The organism is Candidatus Pantoea gossypiicola, from assembly GCF_008632075.1.
Lineage (GTDB): Bacteria > Pseudomonadota > Gammaproteobacteria > Enterobacterales > Enterobacteriaceae > Pantoea > Pantoea gossypiicola.
In genome coordinates this window covers 14,713-31,514 of record NZ_VWVM01000022.1, presented here as the reverse complement: position 1 = coordinate 31,514, position 16,802 = coordinate 14,713, and the positions used below count along the sequence as shown (strand labels likewise).

Genomic DNA, 16,802 nt, shown 5'->3' with positions numbered 1-16,802 from the left:
CGCGAACGGGTATAATGCGGCCCAATTTGCCGGAGGAAATATGCGACAGCACAGCGGACAATTTAACGCTCAATCACGCCTGACCGCAGGCGGCGCTGCTGTTTCTTTCGGTCATCGACCCGATCATAAAAAAGCCCCTTAAGCAGGGGCTTTTTTTTGTCCGCAATCCGGCCGCGCAGAGGAGAGAGCTATGCCTAACCCGCTATATCGCAAGCACATCATTTCAATTAACGACCTCAGTCGGGAAGAGCTGGAGCTGGCGCTGCACACCGCCGCTACGCTGAAAGCCCATCCGCAGCCGGAACTGCTGAAGCACAAGGTGATTGCCAGCTGCTTCTTTGAGGCCTCGACCCGTACCCGCCTGTCGTTTGAAACCGCGATTCATCGTCTTGGTGCGTCAGCGGTGGGCTTTGCGGACGGCAGCAACACATCACTGGGCAAAAAAGGCGAAACGCTGGCCGACACCATTTCTGTCATCGGCACCTACGTCGATGCGATCGTGATGCGCCATCCGCAGGAGGGCGCGGCGCGACTGGCGACCGAGTTTTCCGGCGGCATTCCGATTCTCAACGCAGGTGACGGCGCAAACCAGCATCCGACCCAGACGCTGCTCGATCTCTTCACCATCCAGGAGACCCAGAGCCGTCTGAATAACCTGAACGTGGCGATGGTGGGCGACCTGAAGTATGGCCGCACCGTGCACTCCCTGACCCAGGCGCTGGCGAAGTTTGATGGCAACCGCTTCTTCTTTATCGCGCCCGATGCGCTGGCGATGCCGGCTTATATCACCGATATGCTGGACGAGAAGAGTATCCCCTGGTCCCGTCACGACAGCTTTGAAGAGGTCATGCCGCAGCTCGATATCCTCTACATGACGCGGGTGCAGAAAGAGCGGCTCGATCCGTCTGAATATGCCAACGTCAAAGCGCAGTTCATCCTCCGCGCCGCCGATCTCGCCACGGCGCGTGACAACATGAAAGTGCTGCACCCGCTGCCGCGCATCGACGAAATCACCACCGATGTCGACAGCACCCCTTACGCCTGGTATTTCCAGCAGGCGGGTAACGGCATCTACGCACGCCAGGCTCTGCTGGCACTAGTTTTAAACAGCGAACTCGCCCTGTAAGGAGATCTCATCATGACGCAGGACAACAAATTGCAGGTCGAAGCGATCAAACGCGGCACGGTCATCGACCACATTCCGGCACAGATCGGCTTTAAGCTGCTCTCTCTGTTCCGGCTGACCGAAACCGACCAGCGCATCACCATCGGCCTGAATCTGCCGTCGGGCGAGATGGGCCGCAAAGATCTGATCAAGATTGAAAACACCTTTCTCACCGACGATCAGGTGAATCAGCTGGCGGTCTATGCGCCCGATGCCACGGTTAACCGCATCGACGACTATGAGGTGGTGGCCAAGATCGCCCCGACGCTGCCGGATCGCATCGAACGGGTGCTGACCTGCCCGAACAGCAACTGCATCAGCCGCAGCGAGCCGGTCTTCTCCAGCTTTGCCGTGAAGCAGCGTGCCGACGATGTGCATCTGAAGTGCAAATATTGCGAGAAAGAGTTCGCCCGCCACGTGGTGCTGGGTCACTGGTAATCGCCCTGCCCGACCTTATAATGGGCAACCCCGGCGGCATCGCCGCCTGACGACATAATCAAAGGAGCCATGATGTCTCGTGAAATCAGTACTGAGAAAGCCCCTGCCGCGATCGGTCCCTATGTTCAGGGTGTCGATCTGGGCAGCATGATCATTACCTCAGGTCAGATCCCGGTCGATCCGGCGACCGGCCAGGTGGCAGATGACATTGCCGCACAGGCGCGTCAGTCACTGGAAAATGTGAAGGCGATTGTTGAAGCCGCGGGTCTGAAGGTGGGTGACATCGTGAAGACCACGGTGTTTGTGAAGGACCTGAATGATTTCGCCACGGTCAACGCGACCTATGAAGCGTTTTTCACCGAGCATGAGGCTGACTTCCCGGCGCGTTCCTGTGTTGAAGTAGCGCGTCTGCCAAAAGATGTGAAGATCGAAATCGAAGCGATTGCCGTCCGTCGTTAAGCTCAGGCCGCCTCTGCCCGCGTAAGCCGGAGAGAGGCGGCGAATTCGTTAACGCTTAGCCGGTCGCCACAGCCACAGAACCGCAATCGCCAGCGCAAACAGCACGCCAAAACCGACGCCCGTCGCCACCGCCGGTGCGCCCGCCTTGATCGCCAGCGTATAGAGCCCCAGCATCACCAGCATCGCGCTGTTCTCACCCAGATTCTGCACCGCAATCGCGTTGCCGGAACCGACGCTCTCTTTGCCCCGCGCCTGAAGCAGCGCATTCAGCGGCACCACAAAGAAACCGCCCAGCGCACCAATCAGCATCAGCAGGAGATAGGCGCTGACCAGCGAATGCTGCAGCGAGAAGACGACGACCATCACGCCAATCAGGACGCCCGCGGGCATGCAGCGGCGTACCGTCTCCAGCGTCACCAGCTTTGCCGCCGCCGCCGCGCCAATCACGATACCGATCGCGACCATCGCATTCAGCGTGGTTGGCGTGGTGTTGTCATTGATGCCCAGCGCCACTGGTACCCAGAGCACCAGCAGGAAACGCAGCGTCACGCCTGCCCCCCAGAACAGACTGGTGCCGAGCAGCGAGAAGCGCGTTTCGGCATCACGCCACAGCAGCGCAGCGGCACTGAAGAAGCTGCGTGTCATCTCGCCAAACTGCCAGCTCTGCCCCGGACGTGCCGCCTGCAGTTTCGGGATAAACAGGTTCGCGACCACGGCGATGCCGTAGGTCAGCGCACAGATCCCCAGCGCTGCCAGAATATGCCAGTCAGCCAGCATCCCGCCCGCCACCGAGCCAAGCAGAATGGCGGCGATGGTCGAGGCCTCCATCAGCCCGTTGGCTTTTACCAGCTTCTCGCCATGCGTGATCTCACCGAGGATGCCATATTTGGCTGGCGAGTAGGCCGCTGCGCCCGCGCCCACCAGGGTGTAGCCAAGGAAGGGATTGAAGCCGAAGCAGATCACCAGCGCGCCCAGCAGCTTCAGACTGTTGGCGAGCATCATCACCCGCCCTTTCGCCATGCTGTCCGCCACCTGACCGACAAACGGTGCCAGCAGAATGTAGGCTGCGACAAACAGCATCTGTAATACCGGCTGGCTCCACTCGGGATAGAACTGACTTTTCAGCACCGCCAGCGTGGCAAACAGCAGCGCGTTATCGCCAAAGGCCGAAAAGAACTGAGCGATAATCACGGCGATCATGCCGCGCGACATCAGCGGCGCATTACGATCAAGGCTCATGCCTGCTCCTCTTCCGCCATTTTTTTCAGCGTGACGTAGTCGGGTTTACCGCTGCCCAGCTGCGGCAGCTGCTTCATGACACGGATATCACGCGGCAGTGCCAGCTCTGGCGCACCCAGCTCGCGGGCCGCCTTCTGCAGTCTGTCGCGTGCCAGCTCAGCGTCGGTAGTGAACAGCACCAGTGCCTCACCGCGCTGACCATCCGGGCGCAGCGAGGCGGCGTGCTGTTTGTCCGGCGACGCTTTGAGGGCGATCTGCTCGACGAGCTCCAGCGACACCATCTCACCGGCAATCTTTGCAAAGCGTTTGGCACGGCCCTGAATCTGGCAGAAGCCGCCTTCATCGAAGCTGACGATATCACCGGTGTCGTACCAGCCCGCTTCCATATTGCCTTCGCCATCGTCAGCGACCGGTGCTTCCAGCACACCAGGATTTTCGACCCGTAGATAGCCTTTCATCACGTTCGGCCCGCGCAGCTGCAGCCGACCGCCCTGCTCGATGCCCGGCACCGACATCAGCCGTGAATCCATGCCCGGCAGAATGCGTCCCACGGTGTGCGCCTTCGCCGCCATCGGCACATTGATTGCCACAACTGGCGCGCACTCGGTTACGCCGTAGCCCTCAAGAATACGGATGCCATACTTCTCCATGTAGAGCTGACGGGTGTTCTCCTGCAGCTTCTCCGCACCCGCCACCACATAGCGCAGGCGCGCAAAATCATAGGGCGCGGCAAAGCGCGCGTAGTTGCCCAGGAAGGTTGAGGTGCCAAACAGCACGGTGCAGTTACGGTCATAAACCAGCTCCGGCACAATGCGATAGTGCAGCGGGCTGGGATAGAGGAACACCTGGGCACCGGTCATCAGCGGCGTGAACAGCCCGACGGTGAGACCAAAGGCATGGAACAGTGGCAGCGCCGACATAAAGCGGTCACGCGGCGTGAAGTCGGCGATGGTGCGGATCTGTTCGACATTCGCCAGCAGGCTTTTATGCGAATGCACCACGCCTTTAGGATTACCTTCAGATCCGGAGGTAAACAGCACCATGGCGGCATCTTCCGGCTGCTGAGGCAACTGGGCACGATGCGGCATCAGCAGATGGGCGAGGATCCACAGCTTGTCCTTGCCGGTGACGGTATCTTTGAGATCTTCCAGGTAAATCCACTGCACATCGTCCAGCCCCTGTGGCAGATGCCACAGGTTGCCTTTGTCCAGGAACTGCCGTGAGGTGAAGACGGTTTTGATCTGCGCGGCGGTCAGCGCCGCCCGCATGCCGTTAACGCCCGCGCTGTAGTTGAGCATCGCCGGGACGCGCCCGCGCAGCGTAGCGCCGAAAATCGCCGCCGCTGTCACGGTGGTATTCGGCAGCAGCAGCCCCACCACTTCGCGCGGCTGGCTGTAGCGCTCCAGAATACAGCCCACGCCCAGCGACTTCTTCAGCAGTCCGTTGTAGCTGTCAGGCTTGAAATTGACATCTTCGATGCAGCGCTTAAACGCGCCATAACGGGTACGCGCCGCCAGAAACGCCTCAAACAGGGTTTCACGCGGACGCACCGCCATGCGCGCTTCCATCATCACGTGATGCAGATGCTCACCGGCCAGCACGCGACGGTCGCGCGCCCGTTTCGCCTCTGGCATCGGAATGCGGGTCGCGGGCAGCACGGTCAGGGTGATGCGCGGGAACAGGCGACGTTTAAATACGCCAGCCAGACGACCGAACGGCGTGAACTCTGCGCCTTCGATGCGCATCGGCACCACGTTAGCGCCTGAGCGCGCGGCGACAAAGCCGGCCCCGCTGTAGATTTTCATCAGCGATCCGGTCACGGTTATCCTTCCTTCCGGGAAGATGACCACCGGACGGCCCGTATCAATCAGCCGTACCAGCTGCTTCAGCGCCATAGGCCGGGTCGGATCCAGCGGCACAAAGTCGATAAAGGGTTTAATCAGACGCATAAACCAGCTTTCGCTGATGGTCGAGTAGACGGCAAACACCGGTTTAATCGGTAAAAACAGCGCCAGCAGCATGCCGTCGAGAAACGACATATGGTTCGGCGTGATTAATACCTTCTGCTTATGCAGTCCGGCGACGTCGCCACGCAGTTCGACCCGCCATAACAGGCGAAATATCAGGCGTAATAGTTTGAAAGCCATGCCAGCTCCTTAGCATCGTAAAAAATAGCCCTCACGATGCAGGATTTGACGCGGTTCGACAACCAAATTATGGGCAATCTGACGCAGCTTCAGGGGGCCTGCCAGCCACCGCCGAGCGCGGCAATCAGCGCCACGCTGCTGACCCACTGTGTGCTCTGCAGCGTCAGCAAACTCTGCTGTGCACTCAGGCTGCTGTTCTCCGTGGTCGCCACATCCAGGTAGTTAATCATGCCCGCCTCATACTGCAGACGCGTCACCCGCGCTGAGGTCTGTGCTGCATCGGTGGCGCGCTGCTGTGCGGCGATTTCGCCCTGCAGCGTGTTCAGCTCCACCAGCTTATCTTCCACTTCCTGCATCGCAGACAGCACCGTCTGACGATAGGTCGCGACGCTGGCATCCCAGCCTGCCCGCGCCTGATCGACTTTGGCAGAGGTCGCGCCCGCGTCAAACAGCGTGCCGCTCAGCTCAGGCCCCAGTGACCAGACGCGGTTTGGTAGCGAGAACAGCGAATGCAGCACCGAAGCGCTGACGCCCCCGCTGGCGCTCAGGGTCAGGTCGGGATAGTAACCGGCCACCGCTACACCCACGGCGGCATTGGCAGCGGCCATGTTGCGTTCGGCGTACGCAATGTCGGGACGGCGCTGCAACAGCTCGCCCGGCAGACTCGCCGGAATCGCGGGCAGCGTGGCGGTCAGCGGTGCGGCGGGCAGGCTGAAGTCAGCGGGGGCTTTGCCGACCAGCAGCGCAATCGCGTGCTCCATCTGCGCACGCTGCCACTGATAATCCTGCGCCGAGGCGCTGGCGCTCTCCAGTTGCAGCTGTGCCTGTGCCAGCGTCGCACGCGATGCGGTGCCCGCCTGATACTGGCTGTTGATGACGTTCAGGTAGCGCTGATACGCGTCAACGCTCTGCTGATAGCACGCGATTTTCTGATCCATGATGCGCAGCTGGAAATAGTCCTGCGCCAGCTCAGACTGGGCGCTCAGGGTGATGTTGGCCAGTTCTGCCGCGCTGGCCGAGGCGCTGGCGCGGTTCTCCTCCAGCGTGCGCCGCAGTTTGCCCCACAGATCCAGCTCCCAGCTGGCACTCAGCTCCGCCTGATAGCTGCTGCTGGTGGTGCGAACGCTGCTGCCAGTGGCATGGCTGCCGCTGCGCGTCACGCTGCTGTCATAGCCCAGCGAAGGAAACAACGACGCGCGAGACTCCGCCGCCAGCGCCTGCGCCTGCCGGTACTGCGCGGCATAGGTCGCCACGTTCTGATTCGATACGCTCACCTGGCTCAGCAGCCCGCCTAACGTGGCGTCATGGTAGACCGACCACCATTCGCCTTTGCTTTGCGCATCCAGCGGCGTCGCCTGCTGCCAGCCCCGGGCCTCTTTATAGTGAACCGGCATCGCCACCGCCGGGCGCTGATAGTCGGGACCCACGCTACAGCCAGCCAGCAGCAGCACAATAAACGGGATAAATGGTTTCATGGATCAGGATTCCGCATGGCGCAGACGACGCCATTGACGTTGAGTGGCGCGACCCAGACGATCGAGCCACAGATAAACCACCGGCGTGGTAAACAGCGTCAGCAGCTGGCTCAGCGCCAGTCCGCCCGCGATGGCGATACCTAATGGGCTGCGCAGATCGGCATCACCGCCGCTGCCCAGCGCCAGCGGCAACGCGCCGAAAAAGGCGGCCAGCGTAGTCATCATGATCGGCCGAAAGCGCATCAGGCACGCCTGGGTAATCGCCTGCTGCGGCGACATACCCTGCCGCCGCTCCGCGTCGATGGCAAAATCGATCATCATAATGGCGTTCTTTTTCACGATGCCGATCAGCAGGATGATGCCAATCAGCGCGATCACCGTGAGCTGCGTGTTGGTCAGCAGCAGCAGTAACAGCGCGCCGACGCCCGCTGACGGCAGGGTCGAGAGAATGGTCAGCGGATGGATGTAGCTCTCGTAGAGCACGCCGAGCACGATATAGACCGCCGCCAGCGCCGCCAGAATCAGCCACGGCATGGTAGCGGTCAGCTGGGAAAAGGCAGCAGCGGTACCGGCAAAACCGGCATGAATGGTCGACGGCAGACCCAGCTTCGCCATCGCCTGTTTAATGAGGAACTGCGCCTGCTCCAGCGAGACGCCTTCATTGAGGTTGAATGCTACGGTACTGGTGGCGGACTGGCCCTGATGCGCCACCGACAGCGGCGCATTGCCGCCGCTGAAGCGGGTAAAGGCGGAGAGCGGCACACGGTCACCACTGTCGTTAATTACATAGAGCTGCTGCAGCGTCTCCGGATTGGCGGTGTCGCTGTCCTGCAGCGACATCACCACGTGATACTGATTCAGGGTGTGGTAGAGCGTGGCGATCTGTCGCTGGCTGAACGCATTATTCAGCAGCGTATCGAGCATTTTCACATTGACACCCAGCCGTGTGGCGCGGTCACGATCAATGCTCAGCTCCACCTCCTGACCGCCCGTCTGCGAGTCCGAGTCCACACTGTTGAGCTGGGGGATTGCCGCCAGCGCCGCCTGTACTTTCGGCGTCCAGACCCGCAGCAGATCAAGATCGTCCGCCTGCAGGCTGTACTGATAAGTCGCGTTAGCGCTGCGTCCGCCAATGTGCAGATCCTGCGCCGCCATCAGGAACATCTGTGCCCCGGCGATGTGACTGGTTTTGCGCGTCAGCCGGTTGGCCACTTCGGTGGCCGTGGCATCACGCTGGTCAAAGTCCTTCAGCCGCACAAAGAAGTTGGCGCTGTTACGGGAGCCAAACATCCCGCTGCCCATCGACGACATCACGCTCTCGACCGCCGGGTCTTCCTGAATGATCTTCGTGAACATCAACATTTTCGGCTTCATGGCCTGGAATGAGATGTTCTGATCGGCACGCAGTGCGCCCATCAGCAGCCCGGTGTCCTGATTGGGGAAAAAGCCCTTCTGCACCACGGTGAACAGAAAAACATTGAGCAGCACGGTCAGCAGCAGGCTGAGCATGGTCAGTTTCTGATGGCGCATCACCCAGGCCAGCCCGCGTCCGTAGGCGGCCAGCAGGCGATTTAGCTGGTTTTCAATAAACTGATAAAGCGGATGCGGCCGCTTGCTCACGGGCGGCTTCGGTTTCAGCAGGCGTGCGCAAAGCATCGGCGTCAGGCTGAGCGAGACAAACAGCGAGATCAGCAGCGACACGGTGAGTGTGACAGCAAATTCGCGGAACAGCCGCCCGACAATGCTGCCCATCAGCAGAATCGGGATGAACACCGCGATCAGCGATACGGTCATCGACAGCACAGTGAAACTCACCTCCTGCGCCCCACGCAGCGCCGCCCGCAGCGGACTCAGCCCGCGCTCAATGTGACGGGTGATGTTCTCCAGCACCACAATCGCATCATCCACCACGAAGCCGGTGGAGATAATCAGCGCCATCAGCGACAGGTTATCCAGGCTGTAACCCAGCAGGTACATCACCGCACAGGTCCCGATAAGCGACACCGGCAGCGCCAGGGCCGGAATGATCACCGCCTGCAGATTGCGCAGGAAAATAAACACCACCGCAATCACCAGCAGTACCGCGATCAGCAGCGTCTCTTCGGTGTCATACAGCGAGGCGCGCACGCCGGGCGAGCGGTCAACTACCACCTTCAGCTGGCTGTCAGCGGGCAGGCTCTTTTCCAGCAGCGGCAACTGCGCTTTTATTGCATCGATGGTTTCCAGCATGTTAGCGCCCGCCTGACGTTTAATGCCGATCATCACCGCAGGCGTGGCATTGAGGAATCCCGCCTGATAGCGATCTTCCACCGAGTCATAGACCGTGGCGACGTCGCTCAGCCGCACCGCCTTACCCTGCTGCCAGGTGATAATCAGATCACGGTAGCTGGCGGCCTTCTCCAGCTGGCCGTTGCTGTCCACCAGCCACGACTGATCACTGCCCTGTAAGATCCCTTTGGGCAGATTGGTGGTGCTGTCGGCGACGGCGGCACGTACCGTCTCCAGCGAGATGCCGTAATGGGTCAGCTTCAGCGGCTGCAGATCAATCCGCACCGCGGGTAAGGCGCTGCCCATCAGCGACACTTCGCCGACACCCTGTACCTGCCCCATCGCCTGTTCGATTTTGCTCTCCGCCAGATCGTAAAGCTCGCCGGGCGTGCGGGTAGCAGAGGTCAGCGCCAGCATCACAATCGGCGCATCTGACGGGTTGGCTTTGCGATAAGTTGGCAGCGAGGCCATCGCGCTCGGCAGCAGGCTGCGCGCCGCGTTGATCGCCGCCTGCACGTCGCGCGCCGCGCCGTTGATATCGCGGTCCAGCTCAAACTGCAGGATGATGCTGCTGGATCCCTGCGAACTGCTGGAGGTCATCTCGCTGATACCGGCAATCTGCCCGAGTGAACGTTCCAGCGGGGTCGCGACCGTCGCTGCCATGGTTTCGGGGCTGGCCCCCGCCAGGCTGGCGCTGACCATGATGGTCGGGAAATCGACCTGCGGCAGCGGTGCCACCGGCAGCAGCCGGTAGCCCAGCGCGCCGAGCAGCAGGATCGCCAGCGTCAGCAGCAGCGTCGCCACCGGACGAAAGATAAACAGCCGGGTCAGATTCATTGCCCGCTCCGCGCCTGCTGCTGACGGCGTTTCACCCAGGCGTTGCCGCGCTGCGCCAGCCCGTCAAACCAGAGGTAAATGACCGGCGTGGAGAAGAGCGTCAGCACCTGACTGACAATCAGCCCGCCGACAATCACCAGCCCCAGCGGCTGACGCAGTTCGGCACCCGAGCCGGAGGCGAGCATCAGCGGCAGCGCGCCGAGCAGCGCCGCCATCGTCGTCATCAGAATCGGGCGGAAGCGCAGCAGGCAGGCCTGATGAATCGCCTCACGCGCGCTGAGGTGCTGCTGATGTTCCGCCTCCAGCGCGAAGTCGATCATCATAATGGCGTTCTTTTTCACGATGCCGATCAGCAGGATGACGCCAATCAGCGCAATCAGGCTGAACTCCGTGCCCGCCAGCAACAGTGTCAGCAGCGCGCCCACCGCCGCCGACGGCAGCGTAGAGAGAATCGTGACCGGATGGATAAAGCTTTCGTAGAGGATGCCGAGCACCACATACATGGTGATCAGCGCCGCCAGAATCAGCCACAGCGTATTGCCGGTGGCGCTCTGGAACGCCGACGTTTCCCCCTGGTAACGCAGCGTGGTGCTCTCCGGCAGCTGCAGCTGCTGGCGCACCTCCGCAATTGCCCGCTGGCCATCCTCCAGCGAGTAGCCTGGATTGAGGTTGAAGGAGATCATCACCGCCGGGAACTGATTCAGCCGCATGTGCATCAGTGATCCGGTACGCTGATGAATTGTGGCGATAGCGGTGAGTTTTACCATGCCGCTGCCGGACGTGGTGCTCTCCGTGGCTGAGGATGAGGATGAGGATGGGGTGGTTGATGACATCGTGCTGCTGGATGACGACGAACTGCTGCTGGAAGAGGGCTGCAGATAAATATCATCAAACGACGCCGGTCCCTGCTGGAAGGCCGGGGCCACTTCCAGCACCACCCGATACTGATTCGACTGGGTAAAAATGGTCGAGACCAGCCGCTGACCAAAGGCGTTATAGAGCGCGGTGTCCACGTCCGATGCGGTAATGCCGAAGCGCGCCGCTTTGTCCCGGTTCAGCTCCACGTAAGAGACGCGCCCCTGATCCTGCAGGTTACTTACCACGCCATTAAACTCGGGCCGCTGCTGCAATGCCGCCACCAGTTTCGGCGTCTCACTAACCAGATTTTCACTGTCGGCATCGTCAAGGGTGAACTGATACTGACTCGGCGAGACCTGGTCGTTGACGGTGAGATCCTGCGCCGGTTGCAGATAGAGCCGGATACCCGGCACACTGGCGGTTGCCTGGTTCAGCTGGCTGATCACCTCGCTGGCACTGAGATCGCGGGAGCCAGACGGCTTAAGGTTGATCTGCAACCGGCCGCTGTTGAGGCTGGTGTTGGTGCCGTCGATACCGATGGTCGATGAGACACTCTCCACCGCCGGGTTTGTCAGGATAAGTTTAGAGAGCGCCTGCTGCCGCGTAGCCATCGCGTTAAAAGAAACATCCTGTGAGGCGATGGTGACGCCCTGAATCAGCCCGGTATCCTGGGTCGGGAAGAAGCCTTTCGGCACCATCAGATAGAGCAGCGCCGTCAGCCCGAAGGTCGCCAGCGCCACCAGCAGCGTCAGTTTCTGATGGTTCAGCACCATGGTCAGCAGCCGGTCATAGCCGCGCACCAGCCGGTCAAACAGCGCGCCGCCCTTGCGGGCAAAGGTTGACTGCTGCTCTGGCGGAATGTGCCGCAGCAGATAGGCACACAGCATCGGGGTCAGCGTCAGCGACACCCCCATCGACACCAGGATCGCCACCGCCAGCGTAATCGCGAACTCCCGGAACAGCCGCCCGACCACATCGCCCATAAACAGCAGCGGGATCAGCACCGCAATCAGTGAAAAGGTCAGCGAGATGATGGTGAAGCCAATCTGCTGTGAGCCTTTCAGCGCCGCCTCCATCGGCGACTCGCCCTGCTCCAGCCGTCGGGAAATGTTCTCCACCACCACGATAGCGTCATCGATGACAAAGCCAGTGGCGATGGTCAGCGCCATCAGCGACAGATTATTCAGGCTGAAGCCCGCCAGATACATCACGCCAAAGGTGCCAATCAGCGACAGCGGCACCGCCACGCTGGGGATCAGTGTGGCGGCAACGTTGCGCAGGAACAGGAAGGTCACCATCACCACCAGCGCAATCGACAGCATCAGCTCAAACTGCACGTCGCTGATTGAAGCGCGAATGGTCTGGGTGCGGTCGGAGAGAATGGTCATCTTCACCCCGTCTGGCAGCGCCGCCTGCAGTGCAGGAAGCTGCGCCTTGATATTGTCCACCACCTGAATCACGTTTGCGCCCGGCTGGCGCTGCACGCTGATGACAATCGCGGGCTGGTTGTTGGCCCATGCTGACTGGAAGCTGTTCTCCGGACCCTGTTCGATATGGGCGATATCTTTCAGGCGCAGCGCCGCGCCGTTCTCGTAAGTGAGAATGAGGTTGCCGTACTCTTCGGCGGTACGCAGCTGGTCGTTGGCGTCGATGGTGACCGAATGATATTTCCCGTCAAAGCCGCCTTTGGAGCCATTAACGTTGCTGTTGCCAATCAGCGTATTCACCGCCTCCAGCGTCAGATGATGCGCCGCCAGCGCCTGCGGGTTCATCTGCACCCGTATCGCGGGCTGATGACCGCCCGCCAGCGTCACCATGCCGACGCCGGAAATCTGCGACAGCTTCAGCGCCACCCGGGTATTGACCAAATCCTGCACCTCGGTCAGCGGCAGCGTGCCGGAGCTGGCTGCCAGCGTCACCACCGCGCTGTCCGCCGGATTGACCTTTTTGTAGGTCGGCGGGTCAGGCAAATCGTCGGGCAGCAGGTTATTTGCCGCATTAATGGCCGCCTGTACCTCCTGCTCGGCGACATCCAGCGACAGATCCAGGCTGAACTTCAGGGTAATGATCGACGAGCCGCTGGCGCTGGTGGAGCTCATCTGGCTCAGCCCCGCCATCTGCCCTAACTGGCGCTCCAGCGGTGAGGTGACCGATGACGCCATCACATCCGGGCTGGCACCCGGATAGAGCGTGGTGACCTGAATAGTCGGATAGTCGACCTGTGGCAGCGCCGAGGTCGACAGGAATTTATAGGCAAAGATGCCCGCGATCAGCACGCCAACCATCAGCAGAATGGTGGCGACCGGACGCAGAATAAACAGGCGAGACGGGTTCATTTTGGCTCAGTACCGGCAGCAGGCGTCTCATCGGCCAGCGTGACTTTGCTGCCGCTGGTCAGACGATCGATCCCTTCCGTTACCAGCCGATCCCCCGGTGCGACGCCGCTGAGGATCGCCTGCTGATCGTCGCCGAAGGCGGGGCCGGTGGTGACCGCTTTGCGCGTAACGGTGTGATCCTGATTGATCACAAAGACAAAGCTGCCGTCGCTGCTCAACTGCAGCGCCTGCGCCGGGATCACCGTCGCGCCTTTCAGCACCCGGGTCTGCAGCCTGATATTTACAAACTGGTTAGCAAACAGCGCTTCATCCTGATTGGCAAACACCGCTTTCAGCGCCACGGTGCCGGTAGCGGTGTCGATCTGGTTGCTGATGAACTTCACTTCGCCGCTGGCGAGCTGATGCTGGTTGTCCTGATCGAACAGCGTGGCGGGCAGGCTCTGCCCCTGATGCAGCACGCTGACCAGCGCCGGGATGTTGCTTTGTGGCACGCTAAAGGTGACGGCGGCGGGTTGCATCTGAGTGATGGTCACCAGACCGGTGCTGCTGGAGCTCTGCACCATGTTGCCGGGATCGACCTGTCGCAGACCGACGCGCCCGCTGATCGGGGCGGTAATCCGGGCATATTCAATGCTCAGCTTTGCACTGGCGATCTGTGCCTGATCGGCGGCGACCGCGCCGCGATACTGCCCGACGGTGGCAATCTGACTGTCCAGATCCTGGCGCGCCAGCGCATCCTGCGCAGCCAGTTTGCGATAGCGCGCCAGCGTCAGCTCGGCACTTTTCAGCAGCGCCTGGTTTTCGCTGAGTTCAGCCTGATACTGGTTCAGCGTCGCCTGATAGCTGCGCGGATCGATTTGCGCCAGCAGTTGACCGGCACTGACCTTCTGCCCTTCGGTAAAGAAAACCTGCTCCAGCTGGCCGTCAACGCGGCTGGTCACCGTCACGCTGGCGTTGGGGATCACCGTACCGAGCGCATTCAGCCACACCGGCACATCCGCCGTGCTGGCAACCCCGCTGTGAACCAGCGTTGCACTGTCGCCCATCATGCCAGGCGCACCCGGTCTGCCCGGCGGCATTCCCTCACCCGGCCCGTGCCCCGAAGAGAGCAGACGCCAGATAACGCCTGCGACAATCGCAACAACCAGCAACAGGAGCAGCCATTTAAGCCCAAGGGAACGCGCGGGGCGAGAAAGGTGAGTCATCGTCGAACTCTTCAGATAAGCAGAAAAAGAAATCCCGGAACGTGCGGAATGCGGCAGTGAAAACCGGCGGTGGCGAGCAAAAAAACGCCAGGCGTCACGGCGGCCATTATCGGTGAAAGGCGACGCGCGTTTCTATCGGCAAACTGTCAGGGTTTCGTTAAGAACGATGATGATTTAACGGCGGGTTATACGGCGGAAAAGGCAGGAGCCGACACGCAGGCAAAAAAAACCCACGCCTCTGCGTGGGTCGGTGTAATAACAGGGTCTCACTGCCGAAGCGGTGTTGTTTTCACACCCATCAATACCTCTGGGACGGCTATACTCGCACTGATTGACCACGCGGAGACAGCGGGAAAACGCAACCGAATTCGGGGAAGTGCAACGAGGTGTGAATATCCTTCACGCCTCGCTTACACTCTGATTTAACTAAGATTTACCCGAAGGACTGGCCACGGGTTTGGTATAGATGGCATCCGGCGCAACGTTCATGTGTTTCAGTACCGGCCCCATGATATTGCCGAACACCGGCGCAGCAACCGAACCACCGAAGTGATCGCCCGCCGTCGGATGGTTGATCATCACCACCAGCGCCACTTCAGGATGGCTGGCAGGCGCAATACCGGCGGTGTAGTTGACGTAGCCGCCATCATACTTGCCACTGGTGCCCATCTTTTCCGCCGTACCGGTTTTGGTTGCCAGACGGTAGCCCGGCACCGCGGCTTTCAGTCCGGTTCCGCCCGGCAGCACGTCGCTCTCCAGCATATGCACCACCTCTTTCACCGTTTCCGGGTTGGCGACCTGCCGTCCCATGACCGGTGGCGTGACGCGGGTGATCGACAGCGGACGGTAAACGCCATAAGAGCCGAGCGTGGCATATTCGCGGGCAATCTGCAGCGGCGTGACGCGCAGGCCATAACCAAAGGAGAAGGTGGCCCGCTCAATATCGGCCCAGCGGGTGCGGTGCAGCGGGAAGTAACCGACGCTTTCGCCGGTCAGCCCTAATCCGGTCGGTTTGCCCAGGCCAAACGCATGATAGGTATTCACCAGCGCTTCCGCGGGCATCGCCAGCGCGAGATGAGAGACCCCGATGTCGCTCGATTTTTGCAGAATGCCGGTCATGGTCAGACGCGGCCAGTGGCCGACGTCGCGGATCAGGTGGCCGTTAACGCTGTAAGGCGTGGTGTCGATCACCGAGTCCGGGCGAACCAGATGGCGCTCCAGCGCTTCCATCACTACTAACGGCTTGACGGTCGATCCCGGTTCGTAGCTGTCATTGATGGCCGAGTTACGCATCTGCGCCGGGGTGGCCCCTTCATAGTTGTTGGGGTTAAACGACGGATAAGAAGCCATCGCCAGAATCTCACCGGTGTCAATCTTCACCAGCACGGCGGCACCCGAGTCCGCCTTGTTGATCAGCACGCCGTCGCGCAGTTTGCTGTAGAGCGTGTACTGGTCATATTTGTCGATGCTGAGCTGCACCGTGGGCGGCTGCGTAGGCGGCTGGTAGTTGATCATCGCGATGATATTGCCCGCCGCGTCCTGACGATAGACCTCTTTGCCCGGCTCGCCCTGCAACACCTTATCAAAGCCTTTTTCCAGCCCGTTCAGGCCGACGTTATCCGCCCCAACGATGCCGATCAGCGGCGCAGAGGCTTCGCTCATCGGATAGAAACGGCTGTCGTCATAAACTTCACTGATGCCTTTCAGCTTCAGCTCTTTAATGTCTTTGGCGATGCCCAGTTCGACTTTACGCCCCAGGTAGAGGAAGCGACGTTTTGGATTGGCGGTGATCTGCGCGGCCAGCTCTTCAGGACGGGTGTTGAGCGCGGCCGCAAGATAGGCCCATTTGGCACTGGTAAAATCGGGGTTGCTCTCCAGCACCCGGAGTGGATCGGCAATCACATCGCGCGATGGCACGCTGAGCGCCAGCGCTTCACCGTTACGATCCAGCAGGGTGCCGCGGCTGGTGGGCAGCGTGACGGTTCGCAGCGATCGCTGATCCGCTTCGTGCTCCAGCATCGGCTGATTCAGGAACTGCAGGTCCGCAACGCGCGCCAGCAGCACCACCAGACAGGTTGTGACACCCAGGCAGATTAGTCGAAAACGAAAAGGGTTGAACGGCGCTTTTATCTGGTCTTTTCCCAGTAGTTTTTTAATCCGGGGCATGGCATTCCGCTGCGCAAAATAAAGAGAAAGGGGCTGGTGCCAGCAGTTATAAAGAAAGCGCTGGCCGTATAACAGGAAAACTGTGTATCAGTTCGTTATTGGCAACGGATTTTTGGCAAAAAAAACCTGCGCATCTGCGCAGGTTGGTGTAATCAAGAAAATCTATTGATGTTCACCCATCAATACCTCTGGGACCCTGAATGTAGCAA

10 protein-coding genes are annotated in these 16,802 nt (G+C 60.5%); 3 read left to right on the top strand and 7 right to left on the bottom strand.

What is annotated here, in order from left to right; all coding sequences use genetic code 11:
* Positions 1–190 precede the first annotated feature (190 nt).
* From pyrB to ridA, 3 genes are all read left to right on the top strand, one after another.
* Entirely contained in the window at positions 191–1,126 is a 936-nt protein-coding gene (pyrB, locus tag F3I20_RS20690; protein ID WP_150015652.1) for an aspartate carbamoyltransferase, read from the top strand.
* A 12-nt stretch (positions 1,127–1,138) separates the two neighbouring features.
* Complete coding sequence (pyrI, locus tag F3I20_RS20685; protein WP_150015651.1) at positions 1,139–1,603, top strand: aspartate carbamoyltransferase regulatory subunit; 465 nt, start codon at positions 1,139–1,141, stop codon at positions 1,601–1,603.
* Between the two features lie 72 nt (positions 1,604–1,675).
* Complete coding sequence (gene ridA, locus F3I20_RS20680) at positions 1,676–2,062, top strand: 2-iminobutanoate/2-iminopropanoate deaminase (RefSeq protein WP_033731344.1); 387 nt, start codon at positions 1,676–1,678, stop codon at positions 2,060–2,062.
* A 48-nt stretch (positions 2,063–2,110) separates the two neighbouring features.
* Here the strand turns inward: ridA and lplT are convergent, their stop codons facing one another.
* From lplT to F3I20_RS20645, 7 genes are all read right to left on the bottom strand, one after another.
* Positions 2,111–3,301 carry a lysophospholipid transporter LplT gene (lplT, locus tag F3I20_RS20675; RefSeq protein WP_150015650.1) on the bottom strand — a complete coding sequence of 397 codons (1,191 nt, stop codon included), beginning with the start codon at positions 3,299–3,301 and terminating at the stop codon, positions 2,111–2,113.
* Positions 3,298–5,448, bottom strand: a complete 2,151-nt coding sequence (gene aas, locus F3I20_RS20670) for a bifunctional acyl-ACP--phospholipid O-acyltransferase/long-chain-fatty-acid--ACP ligase (RefSeq protein ID WP_150038475.1) — start codon at positions 5,446–5,448, stop codon at positions 3,298–3,300. Before aas ends, lplT begins: the two co-directional genes overlap by 4 nt.
* An 89-nt stretch (positions 5,449–5,537) precedes the next feature.
* On the bottom strand, positions 5,538–6,923 hold the full coding sequence (locus F3I20_RS20665; RefSeq protein ID WP_150038473.1) for an efflux transporter outer membrane subunit: 1,386 nt from the start codon (positions 6,921–6,923) through the stop codon (positions 5,538–5,540).
* Positions 6,924–6,926: 3 nt separating this feature from the next.
* A complete protein-coding gene (locus F3I20_RS20660) occupies positions 6,927–10,028 on the bottom strand; it encodes an efflux RND transporter permease subunit (protein WP_150038471.1) in 3,102 nt (1,033 codons plus the stop codon).
* A complete protein-coding gene (locus tag F3I20_RS20655) occupies positions 10,025–13,222 on the bottom strand; it encodes an efflux RND transporter permease subunit (protein WP_150038469.1) in 3,198 nt (1,065 codons plus the stop codon). The genes F3I20_RS20660 and F3I20_RS20655 overlap by 4 nt, the downstream gene beginning before the upstream one ends.
* Complete coding sequence (locus F3I20_RS20650) at positions 13,219–14,427, bottom strand: efflux RND transporter periplasmic adaptor subunit (protein WP_150038467.1); 1,209 nt, start codon at positions 14,425–14,427, stop codon at positions 13,219–13,221. The genes F3I20_RS20655 and F3I20_RS20650 overlap by 4 nt, the downstream gene beginning before the upstream one ends.
* Positions 14,428–14,853: 426 nt before the next feature.
* Entirely contained in the window at positions 14,854–16,593 is a 1,740-nt protein-coding gene (locus F3I20_RS20645; protein WP_150038465.1) for a penicillin-binding transpeptidase domain-containing protein, read from the bottom strand.
* Positions 16,594–16,802: the final 209 nt, after the last annotated feature.